The sequence below is a fragment of the Staphylococcus sp. HMSC069E10 genome, assembly GCF_001809205.1.
Classification (GTDB): Bacteria; Bacillota; Bacilli; order Staphylococcales; family Staphylococcaceae; genus Staphylococcus; species Staphylococcus hominis.
On the sequence record NZ_KV796492.1, the window covers coordinates 1 to 25368 of the forward strand.

Below are 25368 nucleotides of genomic sequence, written 5' to 3' on the forward strand. Positions count from 1 at the left end.
CTAGATACTTTATGTCCCGGACTCTTTTAAATGTACTATCATTTTTTACATTATAAATTATCGTCTTCAGGGTCTGATTTAACTTGAACAATACGAAGTGAACGGCGCTCTACTTCTTTTAGTTTATCTGCTCTTGTTTCCAGTTTAATCCGATCTTTATTAAGTGTGATAATAAAGGATATCATCATAAACGTAAATATAAATAGAAGGGGTACACTTGCTAATAATGAAGCAGTCTTTAATACTTCAAGAGCTCGTTCTCCACCAACTAACATAAGGGAGAAAGGTAATAGACATAAAGCAAAAGCCCAGAATAAACGATTAGCTTTTAATGGTTCCCCTATTACCTTCTTCTGAGAAGCAGCCGCTAAAATATAAGAACCTGAATCAAATGTCGTTGCTAAGAATAAAAATGCAGATATTAAGAACAACACTATAATTAAAGAACCAAATGGCAATTGATGCATAACTTCTATAATTGTTGCTTCAGTACTATGTTTATTTAAAAAATCAACCACATTAAACTGTCCACTAATTTGTAAATAAACAGCATAATTACCAAAAATTCCAAAGAATAAGACACATCCCAATGTACCATAAGCAATTGTTCCTAATATGACTTCTTTGAGACGACGACCTTTTGAAATTCGAGCAATAAATAAACCAATAAATGGTGCATATACAAGCCACCATGACCAATAAAATATAGTCCAATCTTGAGGGAAATTTGTTTCATTACGGTTTCTAATTCCACCAAATGGCTCCATCCAAGTTGCCATATGGAAGAAATCTCGCATCATATTCCCAAAACCAGTTAAAGTTGTTTCCATAATAAAGATTGTTGGACCTACAATAAATACAAATGCAAGTAATAAGAATGATAACCATACGTTAATATCACTTAATTTTTGTATTCCTTTTTTCAAACCAGTATAAGAACTAATTGCAAAAATGACTGTGATTGTGAAAAGTATAATTGAGCGAATAACCATATTGTCTCCATCTATACCTGTTAATCGTTCAATTCCAGAAGAAATTAATGGCACACCTAATGCTAAAGAGGTTGCCGCTCCTCCTAATAGTCCAAATATAAATAAGATATCTACTAATTTACCTAAAAACTTATCAGTTTGTCCTTTCAATACTGGACGACAGGCTTGACTAATTTTATATACTGGTTGTTTCTTTACAAATACTAAATAGCCAATAGGCAAAGCTGGTAATACATAAATCGCCCATGCAATAGGTCCCCAATGGAACATACCATATTGCGTTGCATATGTAAGAGCCTCATCAGTCATTCCTTTAGCACCATTTGGAGGTACCTGATAATAGAAGGCCCATTCGATAACACCCCAATAAAGAATATCTGAACCAATACCTGCACAAAATAGCATTGCAGCCCAACTAAAATTATTGAATTCAGGTTTATCACTTGCTTTTCCTAAAGTCACATTACCATATCGGCCGAAAGCAATATAGAGTACAAAGGATAAAACGACTAAACCTATAAATAAGTAAACAGATCCTATCGAGTTAGAAATAGCACTATTTATATCAGTAATAACTTTCTCACTTGCACTTGGAAAGACCATCATAGGTATAACTGCTGAAAGCAAGACAATAACAGTACCTATAAAGGTGGGCCAATCCATTATTTTTTCTTTTTTCAACTAAGATCCTCCTTTGAATATTATATGTACGACTTATATTTTATTTACGTGAATGATTCACATGATGACAATATCTAAAATTAAATAAAAATGCAAATTACATTCATAAAATTATTTTAGAAAACTGAATATTTATATATTTTATTCCATTGAAACTATCGAAAAAAATTAACTATATCAACATTGTTAAATTAAAAATAAACGTTTTGAACAAATAATAAATTATAAACATTGAATTTTTATTCATTTTTAATGAATATATATTTTTTTGAAATTCTCTGTTTTAAAATAAAAATAAGAGAAGAATACAATTCTTCTCTTCAATATTCAAAAAGGCACAAAAGGCCTTCTCAATCTATTAAATTGTCATGAAACTTTAAATCGTTTATATTACAAATACTCTATTATAAACTAATATCCTAATATTATTTTTATTATAAAACCAACAATAACTGAAACACCTATTGCAAAGAATCCTGGAATAATAAAGCTTGTAGGTCGTGTACGTCCTGTTTCATCTAAATTAACTGCAAATAATAACGTTGGTTGCGCAGGTATAACAAAGTTAACATTTAATGTTTGTACCATTGCTACAAAATACATGGGTGGAATTCCCATACTCATGACGATGGGTACCATAATCGATGCTGTTGCTGTTTGTGAAATAACAATCATCGCTACTACAGCTACAAGAATAATCACAAGCCAGGGCATATTTTGAATCGTTTTGCCAACATCATTTTGTATGATATGTAAATTATGAGGTGCGTTAAATACTGTCGCACCTAACCAACCAGGTCCGAGTACTGCAAATAATGCACCAATAGCAGATTGTGTAATATTTGAAGATAGAATATCACTCGTATTCACTTTCAACATCAATAAATTAATTGCTGCACTTAAATACATAAAGAATTGTACAATCTCTGTCATTGATACAGTGACATCTTTTCCATTGACATTAAATGAAGGCATGAATTGAGGAAAAATACCAAACGTAAGAATACCAAACACACACAAAATAAATGCTAAAACACCTATCTTTACTCTAGTAGAAAAAGCATGATTTACATCAACGTCAGGTGTATGAGCAATTTCACTTTCAGTAATTGTATTTTTACGTCCTACAAACGTACAAAATATACTTAACATAAACATAGTGATTAATGATGTAGGTAAGACAATACTCAAATATTGACCCATTGAAATTTCATGACCTGCAAGTACTGAAATAACGTAGGCTGTTGCAGATGCAGCTGGACTACAAAGTAAAGCCAAATTAGCAGTTAGTACTGAAGCAATCAGTGGTCGCTTAGGTTGGATTTTAGCTTTTACTGCGGTTTGAGCAATAATAGGTTCTAGTGATAAAGCAATATTTGCAGTCCCTACTCCAAATACGAAGACAAATACAATCATAGGCGCAATAAAAATAATTGATTTTGGAAATCGTTCAATGATTTTCGAAGCAAGATAGACAAGATAATCAATTCCGCCTGTAGCTTGTAGCGTTCCTCCAGCTATACCAATTGCCAGAATAATTAGTACTGCTGTAACAGGGGCAGAACCAGGAGGAAGTTGAAATCCAAATATCATAATCAGTTGGGCCACAATAGCAAAAATACCACAGCCTAAAGCACCTGCTGTGCGCAATCCTAGCATAATGGCTACAATCATTATGATAATTTCTACTATAAACAGTAGCATTATAATAACTCCTAACTTTAAATAGTTCATGTGAATTTTTTAACATATATATTTTATCACTTTTATTTGTTAAAAGTATATAATTGCATAAAGTTAATTAATATAAATATTTTGATAAGAAAAAACCTTTAAAAATCAAAAGGATTCTTAAAGGTTTATCAATATTTATTGTTTTTTATAATCTTCTTTGAGTGATGCACGACCTTCTTCATCATATACTACGTCATCATCGGTATGCCCTTTTGCCATTTTAAGATTTTTCTCAATACGTGCTTCTTCTTCTTTTTTAGAACGACTTCTATAAAAGCGTTCCTCAAAAAGTGAACCCCAAATGAGACCAAATATGACGCCAATCGTAATTACCACAATTGCGATCACTAGGATCCATTGAAGTACTCCTAACGCCATTGTGAATCACCACCTTTATATTTGAACACTATAGGAATTAGTAGTTATATATTTCCCTTTATAAAGTGATTTAAATCATATTAAATGTAATTTTTAAAAATAAAAAAGAGCAAGTTAGAATTCGTTTTGAATTCATATACTTGCTCTTTTAAATAACGTTATTGTTTAAATATCTTAGTCATTATTTTACATTAATTTTTAAATAGTTCATTTCCTTAAATTATGAAATGTAATTGTATGAACTTGCTTGACTTGCTGAAATTATACGTGTAGATACTACACCTACGCCTTGATAGTTCATTTCAGATACTGTAACAGAACCATCACTATTTACACTTTCAACATATGCAACGTGACCATAACCACCTTGAGTCGTTTGCATTACAGCACCTGCTTTAGGTGTATTGTTTACAGTATAACCAGATTGCGCTGCTGCGTTAGCCCAGTTATTTGCATTTCCCCAAGTATTACCAATTGTGCCACCAACTTTGTCATATACATAATATGTACATTGACCCCAAGTATAGTAATTCGCACCTGAATTTGTTTTACCTGAGAATGCTTGAGTTGAAGCAGTTGATTGTGTTCTTGGTGCACTTTGAGTTGTAACTTTTACATTACTATTTGATGTTGACGCAGTGTTAGCGCCTAATCCACCTGTCGTATTATTAGTTGTATAAGATTGATTGTTGTTTGTTGTATATGAATAATTGCTATTGTAATTATAGTTATTATTATTGTAATTATTATAGTTAGATTGACTATTATTTGAATCATTAGTGTGATTTAAACGATCAGGACTCCAATTACCTTGCCATGTGTAATGATAGTTACCTTGTTGATCAATTGTATAAGAGTAGCTATATGAAGTTGGGTCATTAGGGTTATATCCATTATTTTCCGCTGCATGTGCGTCATGATGCGCAAATCCAACTGTAGCGATTCCGGCTGTGGCGATAGTTACTGTAGCGATTTTTTTCATAATTAAATATCCTCCTAGAATTTTAAAACATTCTTCTTTTATTTATCACGTGGCTACTTTCAAATGACATCTCAATATTAAATTACTTCGAATTATTTTTTCTCGTTAATTAACGACAAGACATACTTTATCAGATAAACAAGCGTTTGTGGGCGTTGTTAATACCTTGTAATTGAATCATAATAATACGACGGTTTTTGTAATTAAATCTCTCTTTTGTTACATCATCAAAACACTTTAATATCAATCTTTTTATCAATTTAATCAACAGTGTCATTACAAATGATGTAATATATCTGATTATTTTAAATATGTTTTATTTCATAACATAGGGGAATATTATTTATTATTTTCAAGAATGTATAGCAAAAAACGAGTGAGATAACATTCATTTTGAATTCGTTATCTCACTCGTTTGGTTATTCATTAAATATATTGGTGTTCTTTTAAGTAATTAAGAATATGTTCAACTGATTCATCTATACTTTGTGTTTCAGTATTAATAGTTATTTCAGGATGTTTTGGCGCTTCATAAGGTGCACTAATTCCTGTAAATTCTTTAATTTCACCTGAACGTGCTTTTTCATATAAACCTTTAGGGTCTCGTTTCTCACATTCTTCTACACTACACTCCGTATATACTTCAATGAATTCTCCGTCTTCTAGAATGTCACGTACTTCATCACGATCTTCTCTATATGGAGAAATAAATGCAGTAATTGCAATTGTTCCTGCATCTACAAGCAATTTACTTACTTCACCGATACGACGAATATTTTCTTTACGGTCTTTTGGACTAAAACCTAAGTTTTTATTTAAACCGTGACGGACATTATCGCCATCTAATCGATATGAATGTTTACCTTCTTCAAATAAAGCCTTTTCAAGTGCCACAGAGATTGTTGACTTACCAGAACCAGATAAACCTGTAAACCAAATGACAGCACTTTTATGATCATTTTGACGTTGTCTATCTTCTTTAGTTACTTCTGAATCATGCCATGTAATATTTGTTGATTGACTCATTTTATATACTCCCCCAAATTACTTTTGTCTTAATCCTTTAATTAATACTTCTGCAACTTCAGGTCTTGAGAATTCTTTTGGTAATGATTCGCCATTACGTAATTTTTCTCTTACTTTCGTACCACTTAAATGTACATGGTCTGATGCATCATGTGGACACGTTTTAGCTGTAGCCATATTGCCACATTTTTCGCAGTAAAATGCATGTTCAAATTTTAAAATATGAATATCTAATTCATCTTCAAATTGAGAGATAAGCTCTTGTGCTTCATAAGTCCCATAATAATCACCAACACCTGCGTGATCACGTCCAACAATAAAATGTGTACAACCATAATTTTTACGAACTGTAGCATGTAAAATTGCTTCACGTGGACCTGCATAACGCATCGCTGCAGGATAGATAACTAAACGTGCTCTATCTTTAGGAAAGTAATTTTTCAAGATAGCTTGATAACTTTCCATACGTACATCTGCAGGGATATCATCTGCTTTAGTTTCGCCAACTAAAGGATTTAATAATAAGCCATCTACAATTTCTAATGCAGATTTTTGAATATATTCATGTGCACGGTGGACAGGATTACGTGTTTGGAATCCGACTACTGTTTTCCACCCTAAGTCTTTGAATAATTGACGTGTTTCAGCAGGATCTAAATGATAATCTGAAAATTCATCATGTTTAGGACGATTTACTAATTGAATAGGACCTGCTAAATAAACATTTCCTTTTTCATATACTTTTTTGACACCTGGATGGGCTTCTTCAGTCGTACCATAGACATTTTGAGCTTCTTTTTCTTTATCATACGTATATTTTTCTTCAAGATTTAAAGTACCATAAAGTACGCCATCTTCACCATATAAAGCAATATCATCACCAATATTAAGTTCATTCGCTTGTGCCTCAGTGACAGGTAAAGTGATAGGAATACTCCATACTAGTCCATTTTCAAGATGTGTATCTTCAACAACTTTTTTATAATCCGCTTCTCCCATAAATCCAGTAAGTGGACTAAAACCACCAATAGCTATTAATTCTAAATCTGAAATTGACCAAGGATTTAAAGTTAATGATTTAAAAGCGTTCGCTTTTTCAATTAATGCTTCTCTTTCTTTTCCTTCTACAACTCGATTAATTAACTCTCCACCATGTGGCTTAATTGTATAATTGATAATATCTTCATTTGTTGGCATCGTTGATAACTCCTTTTCTAATTATTTTGATTAGTTTACTCGGCTTTATTTATAAGAAAAAGACAATTTTTTGTTACGAATAATAGTAATAATAACTAATACAATAATCGCACAAATAATTGCGAATCGAATAACATTTGTCACTGTAGTGTCTTGGATGAAATACGTCATTAAAGCATTACTATTTGTAAAAATAATAAGACCACCTACACAAATTGCTAAAATATTAATGGGTAATATTTTAGTTAAATAGGCTGAAATTGGTGCGGCAATCATACCGCCTATACTTAATGCAATGACAAACCACCAATTAATTTGAGTAAATCCTAAAAAGATAATAAAACTTAATGATGTTGAAAGTGTTACAAAAAATTCACTTGCAGACACTGTACCAATGGCATAGCGTGGTTGAATTTTACGACTTGCAAGTAACAACGGTGTATTGACTGGTCCCCAGCCTCCACCACCGATGGCATCTAGAAAACCAGCAACGGCTCCTTGTGGAACAAGTTTCGCACTACTAAGTGTGCCTACGTGTGTATGAATGGCTTTGTGACGTTTAAATAAGAACTGATACAAAATATAAAAACCCATTGAAAGTAAGAATAGTGCTATATAAGGTTTAATATAGTCACCATGTATTTGAGTTAATAATGCTGCACCGATAAATCCACTGATTGATCCTGGTATTGCGAGTTTCAACATGGTTGGCTTATGTACATTTTCAAATTTCCAATGTGATGTACCAGATGCAGCAGTCGTTGCTATTTCTGAAAAATGTACCGTTGCTGAAACAATCGCAGGTGCTATGCCGTATGTTAATAATATAGATGATGAGGAGGCACCGAATCCCATTCCGAGTGATCCATCAACAAGTTGTGCTAAAAATCCAGCTAATGCAAATATAAACAATTTTCTCATATATCACATATCCCTTCATATCTAAACTTGCAAATGAAGCCATCGTGTGAATTCTTGTTGCTTAACCTCATCTAAATACTCATCAGATAAAATGTGTTGTAATAACTCCTGTTTCCTAGATGGCTCGATTGATAATCGTTTAATTAGTTGTCTACTTTCATATAAAAAATCAATATACATTTCATATGATTCATCGTACATATCGCTTATTCTTGAAATAATTTTTTTATTCAATTTAGGACTTGCTCCATTGGTTGACACGCTAATAGAAAGTTTTCCACGTTTTAAAATACTTGGAATCGTAACATTTCCAACTTGGGCTTTCGAAGCATGATTACACAATGCATGATGAGGAACACTTTCTAACACCTTTGTATTGACGTCGTTATTATTTGTGGCAATCACTACAAGGTCGGCATGTTCAACATCTTGTGGCTCAAATTCTTTTTGACTCCAAGTGATATTTTCGTTATCTAATAATTCTTTTAAAGTTGTTGAAATAGTAGGACTAACAATATGAACATCAGCACAATATTCGATTAAAGTTGAAGCTCTTTTGGTTGCAACTTTTCCGCCACCTACTATGACAATCGATTTCTGGCTTAAATCAATCATGAGCGGCATATGGTTCATATTGTCGTCCTCCTATATTAGATATTTTTCAAATTATGGTAATGTCATTTCAACATCTGATACTTGTTCTTTGAACCAGCTAATTTTTTGGCGCATATTTACAACATCACCAATCACAATCATTGCAGGATTTTTGATTTCAGATGCACGTTGTACAATGCTACCTAATGTTCCAGTGACTGTTTTTTGAGAAACTGTTGTCCCTAAATGTACTAACGCTACAGGTGTATCTACTGACTTACCATGACGCACTAATAGTTCACAAATTTCAGGCAAACGTTTTACACCCATATAAATACACAATGTTTCAGGACCATGCGCTAAATGTTCCCAATATGCTTCTTTCGTCATACCTGGTTTATTCACAGCTGTAACAAACGCAACTGAGGAACTATAATCTCTGTGAGTAACAGGAATTCCTGCATAAGCAGGAGCTGCAATTCCTGATGTAATACCAGGAACAACTTCAAATGGAATTTGATTATCCGCTAATATCTCTGCTTCTTCACCACCACGTCCAAAAACGAAAGGATCGCCACCCTTTAATCGTGTAATGGTATGACCTTTTTTCGCTAAATTCACTAACATACGATTTGTTTCCTCTTGTGGCAATGAATGCTTATTTGGATCTTTACCACAATAGAAGAACTTTGTGTTGGGTTTTGCAAAATCTAAAATCTCTTTATTTACTAAGCGATCATATAAAATCACATCTGACGCTTGAATCGCTTTCATACCTTTTACAGTTATTAAATCAGGATCACCAGGTCCTGCACCTACAAGATAAACCTTTCCCATCTTATCACCCCGTTCGCCTTCTATTTCTTTAAAAAATCAGCTGTGAAAATCTCTACCATCATGAACTTTAGCTACTACACCCGAACGAATAACGAAGTCACCGAAATGTTCACCTTCGAGACGTGATTTTCCATAATCCATTAAAATTGGTCTTAAGCTTTCAAGGATTTCCTTTTCATCGATGTTTTCTTTGTATAGTTTATTTAAGCGATCACCATTAAAGCTTCCGCCTAAATACATATTATATTTGCCAGGCGCTTTACCAATAAATGCAATCTCAGCTAATGCAGGTCTTGCACAACCATTAGGACAACCTGTCATACGTATAGTAATCTCTTCTTCACTAATACCAGCTTCATCTAATAAATCTTCAATTTTAGATAATAGCGTTGGTAAATAACGTTCTGATTCAGCCATTGCTAAACCACAAGTTGGAAATGCTACACAAGCCATTGAATTACGTCTTAAACCACTATAATTTTTACCATCAGTTAAACCGTATTTATCAATAAGAGATTGAATATCTGCTTTTTTCTCTTCAGTTACATTAGCAATAATTAAATTTTGATTTGGAGATAATCTAAAATCACCAGTATGTGTTTCTGCAATTTCTCTTAACGCCGTTTTTAACTTATAGTCTTCTGTATCTTTTACACGTCCATTTTGAATGAATAATGTATAATTCCATACACCTTTTTCACCTTCAATCCAACCTAAACGATCGCCATTATGTTCAAATTTAAATTCACGAGCTTCACTGATTTCCCAGCCTAGACGTGTATTTAATTCTTTAACAATATTGTCTACACCAAAACGATCTACTGTATATTTAAAACGTGCATTTTTACGATTTGAACGATTACCGAGATCACGTTGAATTGTAAGTAATGCTTCACATACATCTATGACTTTATCTTTAGGAATAAATCCAGCAATGCGTCCTACTTGAGGGTATGTATCTGGATTACCATGCGTCATACCCATGCCACCACCAATAGCCACATTAAATCCAACGAGTTCATCATTTTCTACAATTGCAATTAAACCAATATCTTGTGAAAATACATCAATATCGTTTGATGGTGGTACGGCAATACCAATTTTAAATTTACGTGGTAAATATTTTTCCCCGTACATTGGTTCTACTTCTTCTTTAGAATCAAGCACTTTCTCTCCATCTAACCAAATTTCATGATAGGCATTCGTTTTAGGTAATAAATGATCACTGATAGCTGTAGCATAATCAAGTATTTCTTTATTAATATTTGATTGATATGGATTTGGGTTACACATTGTATTACGATTGACATCCCCACATGCTGCAATCGTATCTAACACTGATTCATTAATTTTTTTCATAGATGATTTTAAATTTCGTTTTAAAATACCATGAAATTGGAATGTTTGACGTGTTGTTAATTTCAATGTATGATTCGCATAATTATTAGAAATATCATCCATTGCAATCCATTGTTCAGGTGTTGCTTTACCTCCAGGTAGTCGCACACGAATCATGAAAGCATATGCAGGTTCTAATTTTTGTTTACGGCGTTCATCACGTACATCTCGGTCATCTTGTTGATAGCTCCCATGAAACTTAAGTAATTTGGTATCATCATCAGAAATAGCACCAGTTAAAGGATCTGCTAAGCCTTCTTCAATCGTACCGCGTAAATAATTACTTTCAGTTTTTAAATGTTCTAACGCATCAAGGTTTTCATTTAACTCATCAGCAATTTGTTTAATCGTTTTAGCCATTCACTCTCCACCCTTTCTTTAGTACACGTCACGTTGATAACGTTTATCTTTTTTCATTTGTTTTAAGTAGCTTTCAGCATCTTCTTCAGTTAAATTTTGTTCTTTCACTAATACATTGCGAATAGCTTGATGTACATCTTTAGCCATATTTTTTTCATCACCACAAATATAGATTGATGCACCTTTTTCTAACCACTCATTAAATTCTTTACTATGTTCAGCAATGCGATGTTGTACATATACTTTTTGATCTGTATCACGTGAGAAAGCGACATTCATTTTTTCAAGAAAACCATCTTTTAACCATTCTTGCCATTCTGTTTGATATAAGAAATCAGTAGTAAAGTGTTGATCGCCGAAGAATAACCACGTATTACCTTTATAACCATATTCTTCACGTTCTTGCATATGTGCTCTAAATGGCGCAATTCCTGTACCAGGTCCTATCATAATAACAGGCGTATCTCCATTTTTAGGGAATTTAAAGTTTGGATTACGTTTAAGATAAATTGGAACAGTATCTCCTGGTTGAATACGTTCAGCAAATTGAACGGAACATACACCTGAACGATCTCTACCGTGTGTATTATATCTTACTGCACCAACCGTAATGTGAACTTCATCAGGTAATGATTGATAACTACTTGATATAGAATATTCTCTAGGAGGTAATTTTCTAAGGATTTGATATAAATCTTCAGGTTCTAATTCTTCAGGTGGGAAATCATTGAGTAAATCAATAAAATCTCTACCTTCAATATAATTTTGTATCCACTCACTATCTTGAACTTTGTCTTCTAACGCTTCATTATCAAAATATGCTGCTGCATTTTGAAGTAATGGTCTCGTTAATTTTGTAATTTCAAAGTAAGATGTTAATGCTTCTTCTAAAGAAATCGTATCTCCATCTTCTGAGATTTGAATTTGATCTCCCGGATCCCATCCTAATGTACTCATCAGTAATTCAACTAAAGCTGGATCATTTTGTGGTAAAACGACTAAGCAATCTCCTACTTCATATTCTTCACCAAAATTATCTAATAAGAATTCAATATGACGTGTTTCTTTATTAGATCCTCTACCATTTAAATTAATATTTTCTAATACTTCAGCTTGGTATGGATTCGCTTTTGAGTATTTTTTCTCTTTCGCAGATTTAATTGATTCACTTACAACTTGTTCACTTTGTGTACCTTCAGGTGCTGAGTCAATAGTATTAATGACATTAGCCATCCATTTTTCGGCATCTTCTTCATAATCCACATCACAATCAACACGTTCATATAATCGTTCGGCACCAAGTTCTTCAAGTTTTTTATCAAAATCTTTACCTGTTTGACAGAAGAACTCATAAGTTTGGTCACCTAATGCAAGTACTGAAAATCTTACTCCCTCTAATTTAGGAGCTTTTCTACCATGAATAAATTCATGTAATTCGGCTGCATTATCTGGTGGATCTCCTTCACCTTGTGTGGAAGTAATAATAAATAAATCTTCAACATTTTTAAGATTTTTAGATTTAAATTCATCCATGGCTTTTAACGTTACATTATGTCCAATATTTGAAAGACGTTCTTCAAATATTTCTGCTAAACCTTGCGCATTTCCTGTTTCTGAACCATATAATAATGTAATCGCTCGTTTTTCAGGTTGAATTGTTGGTTCATTTTGTTGAAGCATTGTTTCAGTATCCTTTGAAACAGCTCCTATTTGTGAACCTTGTGTGTCAGATGTTCCTGATGTAAGTTGTTGATTTGCGACTAAATAGCCACTTAACCATACTTTTTGTTCTGGTGTAAGTGTCTGTAATAATTCATTAATTTGTGTGGCTTGTCCTTCAGTAAAAGGACTATTGGTAACACTTAGATTCAATTCATCCACCTCTATCATTTCAATCTTTATTTTATTTTAAAATACTTACTATCTCTATATTATGTAATCTATATTCGACTTTCCAGTAAAAATCGAATATAGAATATTTTTAAATCCTTATCAGAATACTATGTTTTTTGTATAAAATTTTTTAAACCTTACATCACGGTTTATCTGCAACATGAAGTCCACATTCTGTTTTTTCAAAACTTGACCAACGTCCTGCTCTGGAATCATCTGAATTGAATACTGGCGCTGTACAAGGAATACAACCAATACTTGGATAATGCTGGTCATGCAGTTCATTATAAGGTAAATCGTGCTGTTTAATATAATCCCAAACGTCATCTTCCGTCCAATAAATTAAAGGACATACTTTAATCGATTTAAAACGTTCATCTTTATTAATGAAATTTGTTTTAGCACGAGTCGGAGATTGATCTCTTCGTAGTCCCGAAATCCAGGCAATCGCCCCACCTAGTACCTCTTCTAAAGGTTTAATTTTACGAATATAACAACATTGATTTGGATTATTTTTCCATAATGCAGGATTGTATTTCTCAGCTTGTTCTTCAAGCGTCAATTCTGGTTTCTTCATTTCAATACGTAACTTAGGAAAACATTCTTTTACTCTATCAATTAAATCGTATGTTTCTTGAAAATGTAAATCTGTATCTAAAAATACAATTTGAGCATCTGGTTTAATTTGATAAATCAAATTAATAAGTACCATGCTCTCTGCCCCAAAACTACATGAGTAAACGATATCTTCACCATACGTAGTATAAGCCCATTTTAAAATTTCATAGGCACCCTTTGTCGCGTCGTCAGTAGAAATGGAGTCAATAAATGGATCACCATCAAAACTCTCATACGTTATCTTTGATACTGACATAAACCTATGGTCCCTCCTCAGTATTTACAAATTTATTAATCTAATACCTATCAGAATTGTCAGAATAATATGCTAATACTTTAACGAGTTTCATATAGAAAGTCAAGAAAGTTTAGGGAATATTTGCTTTAAAATAAAAATACATTTTTTATTCGAACTAAAAAAATAATATTAATAAAAAAAGTGCAATATCCTATTATGGACTCGCACTTTTTTATTAATATTCTGGAACCGCAAATATAAGTCCCACCTTATCTCCATCTAAATATACTACAATTTCATAACCATTTCCTTTGATATTGTTATAAACAATATCTCTAAAATTTCTTTTATCATAATTATTGTAATGACTTATAAATTCTTCTTCACTTATATTATTTGGAGCAATTCCCACTGAAGTGACAATCTTTTCTTTAGAGTGTGGATCGTAATTAACTGCCAAATCTCCATACTTAATAGATTCATGATCCATACCATCAATATGAATTTTTCCTGTTAATTTTCCAACTATCCTCTCAACTTCCTTTTCAGTCATTCCTGGCTTTATCCCCATATATCCATTCAATGTATTTTTATGCATGAAATTTTCTAAGAAATCATCACTCATTACATTAATCTGTGGTGATTTCTTATTCTCTATCGTTTCTTTCCCTTCCTTATCAGGATCATTTGGAACTTTACCTTCTTCACTATCTTTTTTAGATACTTGATGCACTGGTGTATCTTTTTTAGGTGCATCTACTGGTCTGACAAAAAAGTAATAATACGTCGAACATGCTACGACAATCATTGCAATAACTAAAATGACAATTACAATAAAAGACCATTTTTTTCGCTTTGAATTAGTGATCATTTGATTTCTATATTGCTCAAATGCTTCTAGATCATTCCCACATTGATTACAAAAGCGTTGAGTTTCATGAATATGATTCCCACAACGTGGACAATATTTCATTTTATTACCTACTTTCACTTCTTGAGGTTAAATTCTTAGATGCTTGTGAACATGTTGATATCTGTTTTTATCTTTCAGCTAAGCACTGAATTTTTGCAATATGATTGCCATCAATATCAACTGCAACTAAATATCCGTTACTTTTATCATTGTTATAAATAATTTCAGTAGGTGTATAACTATCATATGAATAATAGCGACTTAAAAAATCATCTACTTTTACATTATCTGGGCTTACGCCTACTGCTATTACCTTACCTTCTTCATTATTAGGGCTATAATCTACTGTAATATTTCCATATTTCGTTGATTTCCATTTGAACCCTGGCACTTCCAATATGCCTGTAGGTTTACCTATTAATTTTTCAACTTCATTTTTTGTCATACCTACCTTAATACCATAATAGCCGTCTCTACAATCACTCTTTAAATATGTATTTTCAAAATCTTCGGACATCACATCAATATTTGGAGACTTCATACGTATCTCTTTATCATTTTTTTGTTTAGATTTTTTCTCTCCTTGTCTCACTGTCTTTTTGATGTCTTCTTTAGTTTTATGATGTGTGCTTGTCACTTCCTCACTCTTTACCATTTCTGGTTTCACAAAAAAGAAATAGTATGTTAAACCTCCAGAAATTAAAATAGCTACTATAAGTATTACGAATAAAATATATGGCCACCTTTTGTTTTTTTGAGATGCCGCACTTTCATATAATTGATTCTCTCTATATTGTTTAAAAACTTTTAAATCACTACCACATTTATTACAAAATGATTGACCTTCTTTAATTTGATTTCCACATTGTGGACAAAATTTCATGATGTTACCTACTTTCTTTCTTATGATGCACATAATTCTGTTCGTGTTGTAGGTTGTCTGTGTCTTAGTTTAATCCATTCACACTTATATTTATTCATTATTTTAAATGACTTTAAAGTGTTTTCTATAAATTTATTATATTATATAAAAAAATAATAATGAAGTGTTTCTCACTTCATTATTACTAATTAGTTATTCTTTTCATAACGTACTTTTTGACGGTAACCATATGTGCTTTCTTTAATTAATTGATCATTAAGCAAACCTGCACCTATTGCTCCTGCAACAGTAGATATTGAGGTTGCAAACCAAGGAATACTTAAATAAAGTTGAACACTGGCTGGTCCTTTTAAACCTACTTGTTGTCCTAAGAATCCTGGAGGTAATAAAACCAGCTCTGCTATTAAGAATAATGAATATAAAATCATATAATATATAACAATGGCTATAAATAAAGTCATGATAGTTGTTAAATTATATAACATTACAATTCTTTTATGCTTAGCTTCTTTTGTAGATTCCCATAAACCATGGGATACCATTATCCAAACGAGCATACCTAAAATTGCCATGATGGAAATTCCAAATAATCGCCATACAGAAAAATCAAGACCCATATTCCACATGGTTGAAAAAATCAATCCGAATGCACCTGTCGTAAAAGCAATCGCTACAATATTACTTAAACTTGCCATCATATTCAGTGGGTTATTCGCAAAGGTCATCCCACTGACAAGTCGTATCATTCCAAGACTGCGTGAATTTGATAAATATCTTAAATGATTGTTTCCTGTTTCTTTTAAATGTACTTCTGTTTTCTCAATACGTGAAAAAGGAAATTGTTTATTGATTTCTTTCTTAACCCTATTATTGTCATCATAACCTATATGCGCTCTTTCAGAATAATGAAGTTCATTAATAATGGTTACGATAGCATGTTTAAAGCGATTCTTTACAGGACGCCATCCAAATGCAGGATATGAAAATATTGCAGCGCCATTTTTTTTATTAATATCTAAAGCAAGTACGTTTTGATGATAGAACATAGGTAAGTCTGTAATTCCTACAACATAATCCCATTCTCTTTTATTATGATAATCTTGAATTTTTTTGAATATTTCTTCCACACTTTCCGCAAAACCAGTAAGAGGATCCACCACGAGATCAACTTGCCAGTCACGTTGATGATTATCTTGTTCTGATAATATATTGGGTATGTCATTAATTAAACTTTGTGCTAATTTCTCTGTCACTCCTGGCGCCACAACGAGACCAATTAATTTTTCTTCACTCATGTTGTTTCCTCCTCTCTATGATCTTGTTTTTTATGTTCATCTTGTTGATTATCATTATTTTGTTTATTGGATGCACTTTCTTCAACTTGTTGATTTGATGCATCATGAGAAGATGATTGAGCTTGTTCTTTTTCTTTCTTCTCTTGTTCTGCTTCTTTATAACGATGATATTGTCGATACGAATAAGTAATCTGACGGATTTTCTCTTCATTCTCTACAGTAGACCCCATTGCCCCAGCAAGTAAACCTAGTGAAGATACAAACCATACTAATTTTACATAATTTATAAATGTAAAATGAGGATGTGCGCTGGTCCATTGATTAAATAAACTTGGTGGAACAAACAATGATACACTTATCGCTAATAAAAGATATAAAATAATATAATTTAAAAGTGTAATAATAAATAATGTGAATACGGTAGTAAAATTATAAATATAGCGATACACACGCTGTGACTTAGCCGTTTTACGTTCAATCAATTGATGTGCATAGAGTAACCAGCCTGTCATACCTAGGATAGCAATAAGCATAAGTATAATAAATCTTATTATGGAGTACTGTATACTCAGCTCCCAAGGCATGGAGAAAATCGATACATAAGTCCCAGTTGCAAAAGCAACTGAAATAATCTTTTTGAAATTAAAAATATTTTTCCATGGTTCATTTGCTCGTGTTAACCCTAAAATAAGTTGAATCCAACTGAGAATAAACCATCGATGAATATAACGTTGCTTTGGCGTTTCATCTTCATTTGGTTCTACTGCTTTAGGATGTATAAGAGGATGAATCTTGGGAGCCACTCTTGAAGTTGAATAATACAATTGTTCAATAATAGAAGTTAAACTATTTCTTAATTTTCGTCGTAGGTCTATCCAACCTAATGAAGGTAAAGATAGCATCGCTACTTGTTTATCATTATTAAAATCACTAATCACTACTTTATTTCCAGAAATACTTGGTAAATCTGTAATACATACAACAAAATCCCAATCATGTTTCTCTTTCATTTTTGCCGCTTTATCAATACTTTCATGTACATCTTCAGCTGAGCCAATCATTAAATCAACGTGGAGCTGAAATACCCATTCTTGTTGATCATTCACACGTTGATTCAGCTGTTCTTTTACATCTGGAATAACAGCTTCTACGTGTTTATGAGATACACCCGGTGAAGGTATCAAACCGATTTTGTGCATTGTGTTATCCTCCTTTCTTTATAAATATATAAAGTAAGGTGTACGTCGAAAAAGTCTACTCTTTTCAAACGTACACCTATTTATAAATGATTATTTAGCAAGTACAAGTGGTGAAAAGATAATGTAAGCAAGTACTACTAAACCTAGAACAATACCGCCTGTAATATAACGATATTTCCAAGGTGTAAGATCCACTTTAGCTTTATTAGTATTTAAGTCAAACGTATTGGAAGGTTTAAATTTATTAAAGACAAGTATAATAGCTAAATCAATAAAGAACATAAAACTAAAAGTATATAAATAATTTAATTGTGGCACCATAAAACTAATTGCAGCATATAACACAATGTGTGTAACTAAAGCTACTTTAGCGCCTAGTTTAGATGTGTGCTTAGAATAAAATGCAACTAAGACCAATGCAAGTACTGGCATACTATATACACCATTGAACTGTTGCACAATCGCATATAATCCACTTGGGAAAAGGGCAATAAGTGGAGATATACCTACTACAATAATGCCAATCACAACTGTCGCGATATGACCGACACGTGCAATATGTTGATCTGAAGCACGCTTACCAAAAATAGGTTTATAAAAGTCTAAAGTAAAGAGTGTTGTTGTACTGTTTAATGATCCAACAAATGAACTTAATATGGCTCCAAAAATAACTGCTCCGAATAAACCATAGCCCCAATCAGGTAAAATCGCCTGAATCAATGCAGGATAAGCATTATCATTAGATGTTATACCCCCATTGAAATAATTATATGCAATAACACCAGGAATCACTGTAAAAATAGGACCAAATACCTTGAATAAACTTAAATATATCGCACCTTTTTGTGCTTCTTTTAAATTCTTACCAGCTAAGGCTTTTTGTACAATCATTTGGTTCGCACACCAAAAGAATAAATTATTAAAGAACATACCAAAGAATAATGTTGGCCATGGAACAACATCTGAATCAATGGCCCCAAAAGCGTTTAGTTTTTCAGGCGTACGTTGGACCATGTGGTCGAATCCTTTTACAAAATTCCCATCACCTAAATGATGTAAACCTAAAATTGTAATAATCAAACCACCTATAATTAATCCGACACCATAGATTGAATCACTAAATGCGCTCAGTGACAAACCACCGATGAATAAGTAGATAACACCTACTGCACCAATGACAAATGCAATAATAATCGTTGCTGTGGCATCACTTACTCCTAAGTATTCCCCAATACTAAACATTTTATTAAATACTAATGAACCAGAATATAAGACAACTGGTAAAAATGATACAACATAAGTGAAAATAAATAATATAGAAACGAAACGTTTAGTAAAGGTACCATAACGCATTTCAAGTAATTCAGAAATGGTATCCACACCGTACCTTAAATATTTTGGTAAGAATATCCATGCAAGTAAGACAACTGCTACAGCAGCTGTGACTTCCCAAGCCATCACTTCCATACCCTTACCATAACTTTGACCATTCTGCCCTACAATTTGTTCTGTAGATAGGTTAGTCATAATAATCGTTGAGGCAATCGTAAATCCTGTTAAACTATTGCCTCCCATAAAATAGCCATCTGCACTATCAGTCTTTATTTTTTTTGAACGCCAGAACGCATAAAGACTGACCCCCATAACAACGGCTAAAAATAAAATAATTGCTAGCCAATTCATAATACGTGTCGCTCTCCTCAATATTTTATTTGCAAAAAATAAAAACGTTAAATCTTCATTCAACGTTAAACTGTTTATTACTTATCCTATAAAGCACCTATTTAGTGTAACTTCTATTTTAACCACGGTATATCTGATTTTCAATCATATAATTGAAAATTATTATAAAAATAAATTATATAAATTTTTATTTTTATATTCAAATAAAAAAGTAATCAATATATTCTTTAATGGAAGCGCTTGACTTCTGATAATAGAAGGCATAAAGTGAAACTATAGTTAAATCATATGCACTAGGGGTGTTTTAAAACTGAGATGAGGTGTAACCTCAAACCCTTTGAACCTGAACTAGCTTATACTAGCGTAGGAAAGTGTCGTATAAAATAAGATGACCTGTTGAGATGTGTCAAACTGTTCTCAATAATGATAGATCTATTTTAATGCAACTTTCCTAATGTGAAGGTTGCATATTTTTTCGCTGTAAATGAAGTAAATGGAGGCACGATCTTTATGACGAGAACAGTATTAGTAACGGGAAGTAGCCGTGGTTTAGGTGCGGTCATTGCAAAAACATTAGCTACACAAGGATTTGAAGTAATCATTAATTACAATCAAAGTCGTGAAGCGGCTGAGGCACTTGCAAAGGAGCTTGGTGACAAAGCTATCGCAATTCAAGCAGATGTCACACAACGTGATGAAGTTGATCGTTTAGTTAATGAGGCAACACATCATTTTGGAAAAATTGACGTTGTGGTCAATAACGCATTAGTTAATTTTAAATTCGATCCTAATGCGCAAAAGGCATTTAAAGACTTAGCATGGGAAGACTATCAACAACAAATTGATGGTACCCTAAAAGGCGCTTTTAATGTTACTCAAAGTGTCATTCCGCAATTTATAGAACGTGGTTCTGGTGCCATTGTAAGCATTGGCACAAATTTGTATCAACATCCCGTTGTCCCATATCATGAATACACAACAGCTAAAGCTGGATTGATTGGATTCACGCGTAATGTTGCAGCCGAATTAGGGCAATATGGTATTACTGCTAATGTAGTGTCAGGAGGATTGCTTAAAACAACTGATGCTAGTGCTGTCACTACACCAGACGTTTTTGATTTAATTGCACAGACTACGCCATTACGTAAAGTGACTACCCCACAAGATGTTGCTAATATGGTTGCTTATTTAAGTAGCGAAGCAGCAGATGGTATGACTGGTCAAAATATTACTGTCGATGGTGGTTTAACCATGAATTAATATATAACTGGTCTTCCTTATCTTAGAATAGAAATAAAATGAACATTGGAGTGAGAAATTAAATTGACCCATCAACATCAACTTCATCTCGGTATATTAATCTATGGATGTGGTCATCATCAAGCTGCTTGGCAACTTCCCAATTCAAGTATTGAACGTATCGGTGATATTCAATACTATCAAGAATTAGCTCAGTTATCTGAAAAAGGGTTGTTAGATGTAGTCTTTTTCGCAGATAATCAGTCTTTTATCCCTAGCTATACTTCTATGCCAAGTTTTTGGTTTGATCCACTGATTAACTTAACTGCTATATCTCAAGTCACACAACATGTTGGATTAGTTCCTACCATTTCAAGTACATTTTCTAATCCATTCACTGCAGCACGTCAGTTACTTAGTTTAGATCATATTAGTGGTGGACGAGTGGGATGGAATTTAGTCACTTCCATGACAGATGCCGAAGCTCAAAATCACAGCATGGACCATCTACCCAATCATGATGAACGCTATAAGAAAGCAGAAGAGTTTGCTCAAGTCATGAATGGATTGTTTGATTCTTGGCATACTGAAGATTTCAAACCAAATCGGCATCATCATACAATGATAAATCGCAATATCAAACCGCTTCACCACAATGGCAAATATTTTCAAGTTCATGGACCATTAACAACACCAAGTAGCATTCAAGGAAAACCTGTGGCGATGCAAGCAGGTGCATCTAAACAAGGTATTGCATTAGCTACAAAATATGCAGATGCAGTATATTCTGTTTCTTGGAATATGAAGCAAGCAAAACGTTATCGCGAGCGCTTAGATAGTGAAATGGCACAACATGACCACAAGCGTTATATTAAAGTCTTTCCTGGACTAGTCACTTATGTAGGTCATACACATGAAGAAGCATTGAAAAAGAAAGCAAAACTTGATCAACGACTTCCTATCAAAGCCGCTTTAAAGCAACTCAGTTTTTTCATTCAACAAGACTGTAGTCAGTGGGAATTAGATGCTCCTGTGCCTAAACTACCTTCTTTAGAAGAGTTTAACGGTCCCGTCGGTCGATATGAAACCATCTTAGAAATTATTCAAGATAAGCAACCTACTGTCAGAGAACTGCTAAGTTACCTTAATGCGGGGGGTGGACATCTGACACTCATAGGTACGCCAAAAGAAATTGTAGATGAAATGGAACGCTGGTTTAATGCGGGTGTTGCAGATGGATTTAACTTAATGCCACCTTCTTTACCAGATAGTTTAGACGACGTGGTTACACTCATTGTACCTGAATTACAACGTCGTGGCTTATATCGACATCAGTATAAAGGTTCTACACTAAGAGAACACTTAGATTTAATTTAATATTAAAATCATTTATCTAATATATTTTATCCAAACCATATAGTAGAAATTGTAGAAATTAACGTAAAAAGCGATGGTATTAACTTAGGAATACCATCGCTTTTATATATCATATTATTAATATTTGTATGGATCGTTATCTTTTTCTTCTTGAAGCTTTCTTGCTTCATCTTGAATAAAATCATTACTTCGTTTATTCGTTTTATGATTTGAATAACGTTGATCACGATAGTCGTCATCATTTGAATCATTTACGTGTGTATCGTGGTATCTTTCATTATTATTGTCCGCTGCTTGATCTTTATTTGAATAATGATCTTTAATATAACGTTGTTGTTGTCTTTCTTCTTCTTCATTCAAAATGAATGCATTATTATTTGCATTTACATCATGATGGTCTCTTCTGTAATGATCATTATAACCGCCATTGCCATACATGTCATGCTTAGGTTTACGAACAAGTAACATAATACCAGCAATTAACCATAAAATTAAACTAATCCAGTTTGTAGCAATCGCTAAAATACCTGCAATAATTAATAAGATACCTGCAAGTTTAGGTTTTTTATTAATTAAAATACCGCCAATAATTGCAAGAATTAATGGGATGAACGCGCCCCATGTAAAGAAATTAAATAAACCACCTAATGCATCCATACCATTATTTATTTCTGTTATAGAAACCTCATTGCCTTGTTTTTGTGTTTCATTAATAATTTGTTCTTTAAAATCAGCATTACCAATAAAGGGTTTAATCATTAAAAACATAATTGCAACTAATGCTTGAATCGCAACACCTATCCAAGTAAGAACGTGTTCCCCTGTACGTTTAATGTTATTGTTACTATTTCTATTTGTTGTATCATCATATTGTTTTACCATTATTCCGCCTCCTTTTTTTATCCTTATACCCTACTGCCTAAAGTCTTACACTCATTTATATATAAGAATGAGGATTTCTTTTTACTAATATATCAACGATGAATGAGACGATAATATACACGAGACGTCATTACATACATCAAAGCATAGATTATCATTACAAACACTAAGACACCGATATAAGTTGTTAAAAATAATTTTATATCATTAACATCTAAAATACCAAGCAAAGTATAAATCATTTTAGAAGCACATAGTACATGTATCATAGATATTATAATAGGTAAAGTAAAAATAATAACTACTTGGTCATTAATAACAGATTTAATTCGTTCTTCTTCTAAACCTACTTGACGCATAATTCGATAGTTTTTTCGATCTTCATATCCCTCAGCAATATTCTTATAATACATCATCGTAAATGTGCCAATCATTAAGACTAAAGAAACAATAGTGCCAACAAAAATGAGACCACCATAAATATCAAACATTTCCTTATTTAATTCATCTTTTTTATCAATTTGAATATCATATTGTTTCATCAATTTAGAATTAATATGATCTATGGACTGTGTATCATGTGTTTTAAGATTAAAAGCAATGTATGAGTTAATATTTGCTGTTGTTTGATAATAATAAATCAATTGACGTTGTTGATTTACATTATGAGTAACAAGCGTGACTGCTCCTGGAAATGGAAATGAAAAATGATCTCCCTTTAACTGATTTGTTTTAAATGTTTGATTCATTAATTTGATATGGTTTAACTTTTGAAACATGACATTATTCGTTAATATTCCCATTTCATTATGTTTAAGTCGTAGATTCGTATGATTGATTGTATTGTAATCTTGCTGATTCATTACAATTAAATATACACTATTTACATCCAATGGACTATTCTCATTATCTCGCTTTACAAATGTACCCTTTTTATAAGTGACTGCGACACTTCCACTTGTATATTCTCTGAAAGCATCAACATCAACATATCTCTTAATCTCGTTTTCTAGCTGACGTACTTTGTGTTTACTCGTAGTACTATGATGCACATCTCCACTCAATTCAATACGATATTGTGTTGGCATTAAATGATTCGCACGTTGGTCTACACTACGATATGTAGCGACGCTCATTCCTAGAGTCACAATAAGAAAAGTACATAGCATGGTTAAACTAGCCAAACCGATAGAATTAGAATTCATTCTTGAGCGTAAACCAGAAATAGTAAAAAAATATTTAGGTCGATAATAAACACTCGGAATCTTTTGAAGCCAATCTATCACTAAAACACTCAGTGATATAAATAAGCAATACGTTCCTATTGTCACTAAAATAAGGGCAATAAAAATATTACGTAGTGAAACCAAAATGAGTGTATCTTTTAAGGCAATCATATAACTGTCAACAACAGTTATGATTCCAACAATCAATAAGATATAGAGTAAAGGTTTGGACCACTGTTTTTCCGTTGGATGTTGCTGCTGTATTAACTTAATAGGACTTTGAAAAGTGATTTTTATATTGTTGACAATAAATAAAAATAGCATCATTATCGCTAACATCAACAAGGTGTATCTCATTGCACTTATATCAAATGGATATTTTTTCAAAGATACATGCGTATACCCTAATATTTTATTTAACGACATATAAGTTAATGCACCAAATAAGTAACCACCTATCATACTCAGACACCCAATGATAATATATTGATAAATTCCTTCTATAAACAACATTAACCTAAAATGCTTTTTTTCCATACCAAGAATCATATTCATAGCCAGCTCTTTTTGACGACGTCGCATAATAAAACGATTAGCATAAAGAATAAAAAGTAGTCCAAACAGACACATAAAAAAATTTCCGATACCAATAAAAACTGGAATAACATCACTATGCTTATGAATCGAAGCATTCATGTTTAAGGATAATAAAATAAATTCAATACCAAATAATGTACTGATTACTAGAATAAATGGAATCATAATATGTCGCTGTGTTTTAAAATTCTGAGTGACTAATGTCCAAAGCAAGCGAAAGGTCAT

General features: G+C 32.6%; 21 protein-coding genes and 1 riboswitch. Of the genes, 2 read left to right on the top strand and 19 right to left on the bottom strand.

Translation table 11 applies throughout. From position 1 onward, the window contains the following. Positions 1–50: 50 nt before the first annotated feature. The 17 genes from HMPREF2561_RS08670 to HMPREF2561_RS08750 form a co-directional block, all read right to left on the bottom strand. Positions 51–1673, bottom strand: coding sequence for a BCCT family transporter (locus HMPREF2561_RS08670; protein WP_048762292.1), 1623 nt, complete (start codon positions 1671–1673; stop codon positions 51–53). 411 nt (positions 1674–2084) lie between these two features. Beyond that, positions 2085–3377 (bottom strand): anaerobic C4-dicarboxylate transporter family protein, encoded by a 1293-nt coding sequence (locus HMPREF2561_RS08675; protein WP_017175446.1) that lies wholly within the window; start codon positions 3375–3377, stop codon positions 2085–2087. Positions 3378–3542: 165 nt separating this feature from the next. Continuing rightward, positions 3543–3785 (bottom strand): hypothetical protein, encoded by a 243-nt coding sequence (locus HMPREF2561_RS08680; RefSeq protein WP_017175447.1) that lies wholly within the window; start codon positions 3783–3785, stop codon positions 3543–3545. Positions 3786–4005: 220 nt separating this feature from the next. Further along, a complete protein-coding gene (locus HMPREF2561_RS08685) occupies positions 4006–4767 on the bottom strand; it encodes a CHAP domain-containing protein (protein WP_049415756.1) in 762 nt (253 codons plus the stop codon). Between the two features lie 426 nt (positions 4768–5193). Continuing rightward, entirely contained in the window at positions 5194–5793 is a 600-nt protein-coding gene (cysC, locus tag HMPREF2561_RS08690; protein WP_048761799.1) for an adenylyl-sulfate kinase, read from the bottom strand. An 18-nt stretch (positions 5794–5811) separates the two neighbouring features. Beyond that, entirely contained in the window at positions 5812–6990 is a 1179-nt protein-coding gene (sat, locus tag HMPREF2561_RS08695; protein WP_048761802.1) for a sulfate adenylyltransferase, read from the bottom strand. Positions 6991–7035: 45 nt separating this feature from the next. Next, a complete protein-coding gene (locus HMPREF2561_RS08700) occupies positions 7036–7911 on the bottom strand; it encodes a sulfite exporter TauE/SafE family protein (protein ID WP_048761805.1) in 876 nt (291 codons plus the stop codon). A 21-nt stretch (positions 7912–7932) separates the two neighbouring features. Then, entirely contained in the window at positions 7933–8544 is a 612-nt protein-coding gene (locus HMPREF2561_RS08705) for an NAD(P)-binding protein (RefSeq protein ID WP_017175452.1), read from the bottom strand. A 33-nt stretch (positions 8545–8577) separates the two neighbouring features. Continuing rightward, positions 8578–9342 carry a uroporphyrinogen-III C-methyltransferase gene (gene cobA, locus HMPREF2561_RS08710; protein WP_048761808.1) on the bottom strand — a complete coding sequence of 255 codons (765 nt, stop codon included), beginning with the start codon at positions 9340–9342 and terminating at the stop codon, positions 8578–8580. A 36-nt stretch (positions 9343–9378) separates the two neighbouring features. Continuing rightward, entirely contained in the window at positions 9379–11100 is a 1722-nt protein-coding gene (gene cysI, locus HMPREF2561_RS08715; RefSeq protein WP_017175454.1) for an assimilatory sulfite reductase (NADPH) hemoprotein subunit, read from the bottom strand. Positions 11101–11118: 18 nt separating this feature from the next. Continuing rightward, positions 11119–12972 carry an assimilatory sulfite reductase (NADPH) flavoprotein subunit gene (locus HMPREF2561_RS08720; protein ID WP_017175455.1) on the bottom strand — a complete coding sequence of 618 codons (1854 nt, stop codon included), beginning with the start codon at positions 12970–12972 and terminating at the stop codon, positions 11119–11121. A gap of 163 nt (positions 12973–13135) precedes the next feature. Further along, positions 13136–13867, bottom strand: coding sequence for a phosphoadenylyl-sulfate reductase (locus tag HMPREF2561_RS08725; protein WP_017175456.1), 732 nt, complete (start codon positions 13865–13867; stop codon positions 13136–13138). Between the two features lie 217 nt (positions 13868–14084). Then, complete coding sequence (locus HMPREF2561_RS08730; protein ID WP_070468690.1) at positions 14085–14822, bottom strand: zinc-ribbon domain-containing protein; 738 nt, start codon at positions 14820–14822, stop codon at positions 14085–14087. Between the two features lie 67 nt (positions 14823–14889). Continuing rightward, on the bottom strand, positions 14890–15645 hold the full coding sequence (locus HMPREF2561_RS08735; protein ID WP_049414253.1) for a zinc-ribbon domain-containing protein: 756 nt from the start codon (positions 15643–15645) through the stop codon (positions 14890–14892). Positions 15646–15833: 188 nt separating this feature from the next. Then, complete coding sequence (locus HMPREF2561_RS08740; RefSeq protein WP_049419648.1) at positions 15834–16940, bottom strand: hypothetical protein; 1107 nt, start codon at positions 16938–16940, stop codon at positions 15834–15836. After that, positions 16937–18139, bottom strand: coding sequence for a 5,10-methylene-tetrahydrofolate dehydrogenase (locus HMPREF2561_RS08745; protein ID WP_037541500.1), 1203 nt, complete (start codon positions 18137–18139; stop codon positions 16937–16939). Before HMPREF2561_RS08745 ends, HMPREF2561_RS08740 begins: the two co-directional genes overlap by 4 nt. A gap of 90 nt (positions 18140–18229) precedes the next feature. Continuing rightward, positions 18230–19822 (bottom strand): solute:sodium symporter family transporter, encoded by a 1593-nt coding sequence (locus HMPREF2561_RS08750; RefSeq protein ID WP_017175459.1) that lies wholly within the window; start codon positions 19820–19822, stop codon positions 18230–18232. 285 nt (positions 19823–20107) lie between these two features. Further along, a riboswitch (TPP riboswitch) is annotated at positions 20108–20209 on the top strand. A 123-nt stretch (positions 20210–20332) separates the two neighbouring features. On the opposite strand from HMPREF2561_RS08750, the gene HMPREF2561_RS08755 reads away from it, so the two are divergent. Both HMPREF2561_RS08755 and HMPREF2561_RS08760 read left to right on the top strand, forming a co-directional pair. Next, positions 20333–21082 (top strand): 3-oxoacyl-ACP reductase, encoded by a 750-nt coding sequence (locus tag HMPREF2561_RS08755; RefSeq protein WP_049382134.1) that lies wholly within the window; start codon positions 20333–20335, stop codon positions 21080–21082. A 63-nt stretch (positions 21083–21145) separates the two neighbouring features. After that, a complete protein-coding gene (locus HMPREF2561_RS08760; RefSeq protein ID WP_049419649.1) occupies positions 21146–22438 on the top strand; it encodes an LLM class flavin-dependent oxidoreductase in 1293 nt (430 codons plus the stop codon). Positions 22439–22555: 117 nt separating this feature from the next. Here the strand turns inward: HMPREF2561_RS08760 and HMPREF2561_RS08765 are convergent, their stop codons facing one another. After that, positions 22556–23320, bottom strand: a complete 765-nt coding sequence (locus HMPREF2561_RS08765; RefSeq protein WP_049419650.1) for a DUF4064 domain-containing protein — start codon at positions 23318–23320, stop codon at positions 22556–22558. A gap of 92 nt (positions 23321–23412) precedes the next feature. Further along, a complete protein-coding gene (locus tag HMPREF2561_RS08770; protein ID WP_049419651.1) occupies positions 23413–25368 on the bottom strand; it encodes an ABC transporter permease in 1956 nt (651 codons plus the stop codon).

Bases quoted from the DNA above. Each gene is read 5' to 3' on its own strand.
- HMPREF2561_RS08700 (WP_048761805.1), bottom strand. From the start codon at position 7,911: ATGAGAAAATTGTTTATATTTGCATTAGCTGGATTTTTAGCACAACTT.
- HMPREF2561_RS08680 (WP_017175447.1), bottom strand. From the start codon at position 3,785: ATGGCGTTAGGAGTACTTCAATGGATCCTAGTGATCGCAATTGTGGTA.
- HMPREF2561_RS08765 (WP_049419650.1), bottom strand. From the start codon at position 23,320: ATGGTAAAACAATATGATGATACAACAAATAGAAATAGTAACAATAAC.
- HMPREF2561_RS08725 (WP_017175456.1), bottom strand. From the start codon at position 13,867: ATGTCAGTATCAAAGATAACGTATGAGAGTTTTGATGGTGATCCATTT.
- cysI (WP_017175454.1), bottom strand. From the start codon at position 11,100: ATGGCTAAAACGATTAAACAAATTGCTGATGAGTTAAATGAAAACCTT.
- HMPREF2561_RS08750 (WP_017175459.1), bottom strand. From the start codon at position 19,822: ATGAATTGGCTAGCAATTATTTTATTTTTAGCCGTTGTTATGGGGGTC.
- sat (WP_048761802.1), bottom strand. From the start codon at position 6,990: ATGCCAACAAATGAAGATATTATCAATTATACAATTAAGCCACATGGT.
- HMPREF2561_RS08685 (WP_049415756.1), bottom strand. From the start codon at position 4,767: ATGAAAAAAATCGCTACAGTAACTATCGCCACAGCCGGAATCGCTACA.
- HMPREF2561_RS08755 (WP_049382134.1), top strand. From the start codon at position 20,333: ATGACGAGAACAGTATTAGTAACGGGAAGTAGCCGTGGTTTAGGTGCG.
- HMPREF2561_RS08705 (WP_017175452.1), bottom strand. From the start codon at position 8,544: ATGAACCATATGCCGCTCATGATTGATTTAAGCCAGAAATCGATTGTC.
- HMPREF2561_RS08735 (WP_049414253.1), bottom strand. From the start codon at position 15,645: ATGAAATTTTGTCCACAATGTGGAAATCAAATTAAAGAAGGTCAATCA.
- HMPREF2561_RS08730 (WP_070468690.1), bottom strand. From the start codon at position 14,822: ATGAAATATTGTCCACGTTGTGGGAATCATATTCATGAAACTCAACGC.
- HMPREF2561_RS08740 (WP_049419648.1), bottom strand. From the start codon at position 16,940: ATGAGTGAAGAAAAATTAATTGGTCTCGTTGTGGCGCCAGGAGTGACA.
- cobA (WP_048761808.1), bottom strand. From the start codon at position 9,342: ATGGGAAAGGTTTATCTTGTAGGTGCAGGACCTGGTGATCCTGATTTA.
- HMPREF2561_RS08675 (WP_017175446.1), bottom strand. From the start codon at position 3,377: ATGCTACTGTTTATAGTAGAAATTATCATAATGATTGTAGCCATTATG.
- cysC (WP_048761799.1), bottom strand. From the start codon at position 5,793: ATGAGTCAATCAACAAATATTACATGGCATGATTCAGAAGTAACTAAA.
- HMPREF2561_RS08770 (WP_049419651.1), bottom strand. From the start codon at position 25,368: ATGACCTTTCGCTTGCTTTGGACATTAGTCACTCAGAATTTTAAAACA.
- HMPREF2561_RS08745 (WP_037541500.1), bottom strand. From the start codon at position 18,139: ATGCACAAAATCGGTTTGATACCTTCACCGGGTGTATCTCATAAACAC.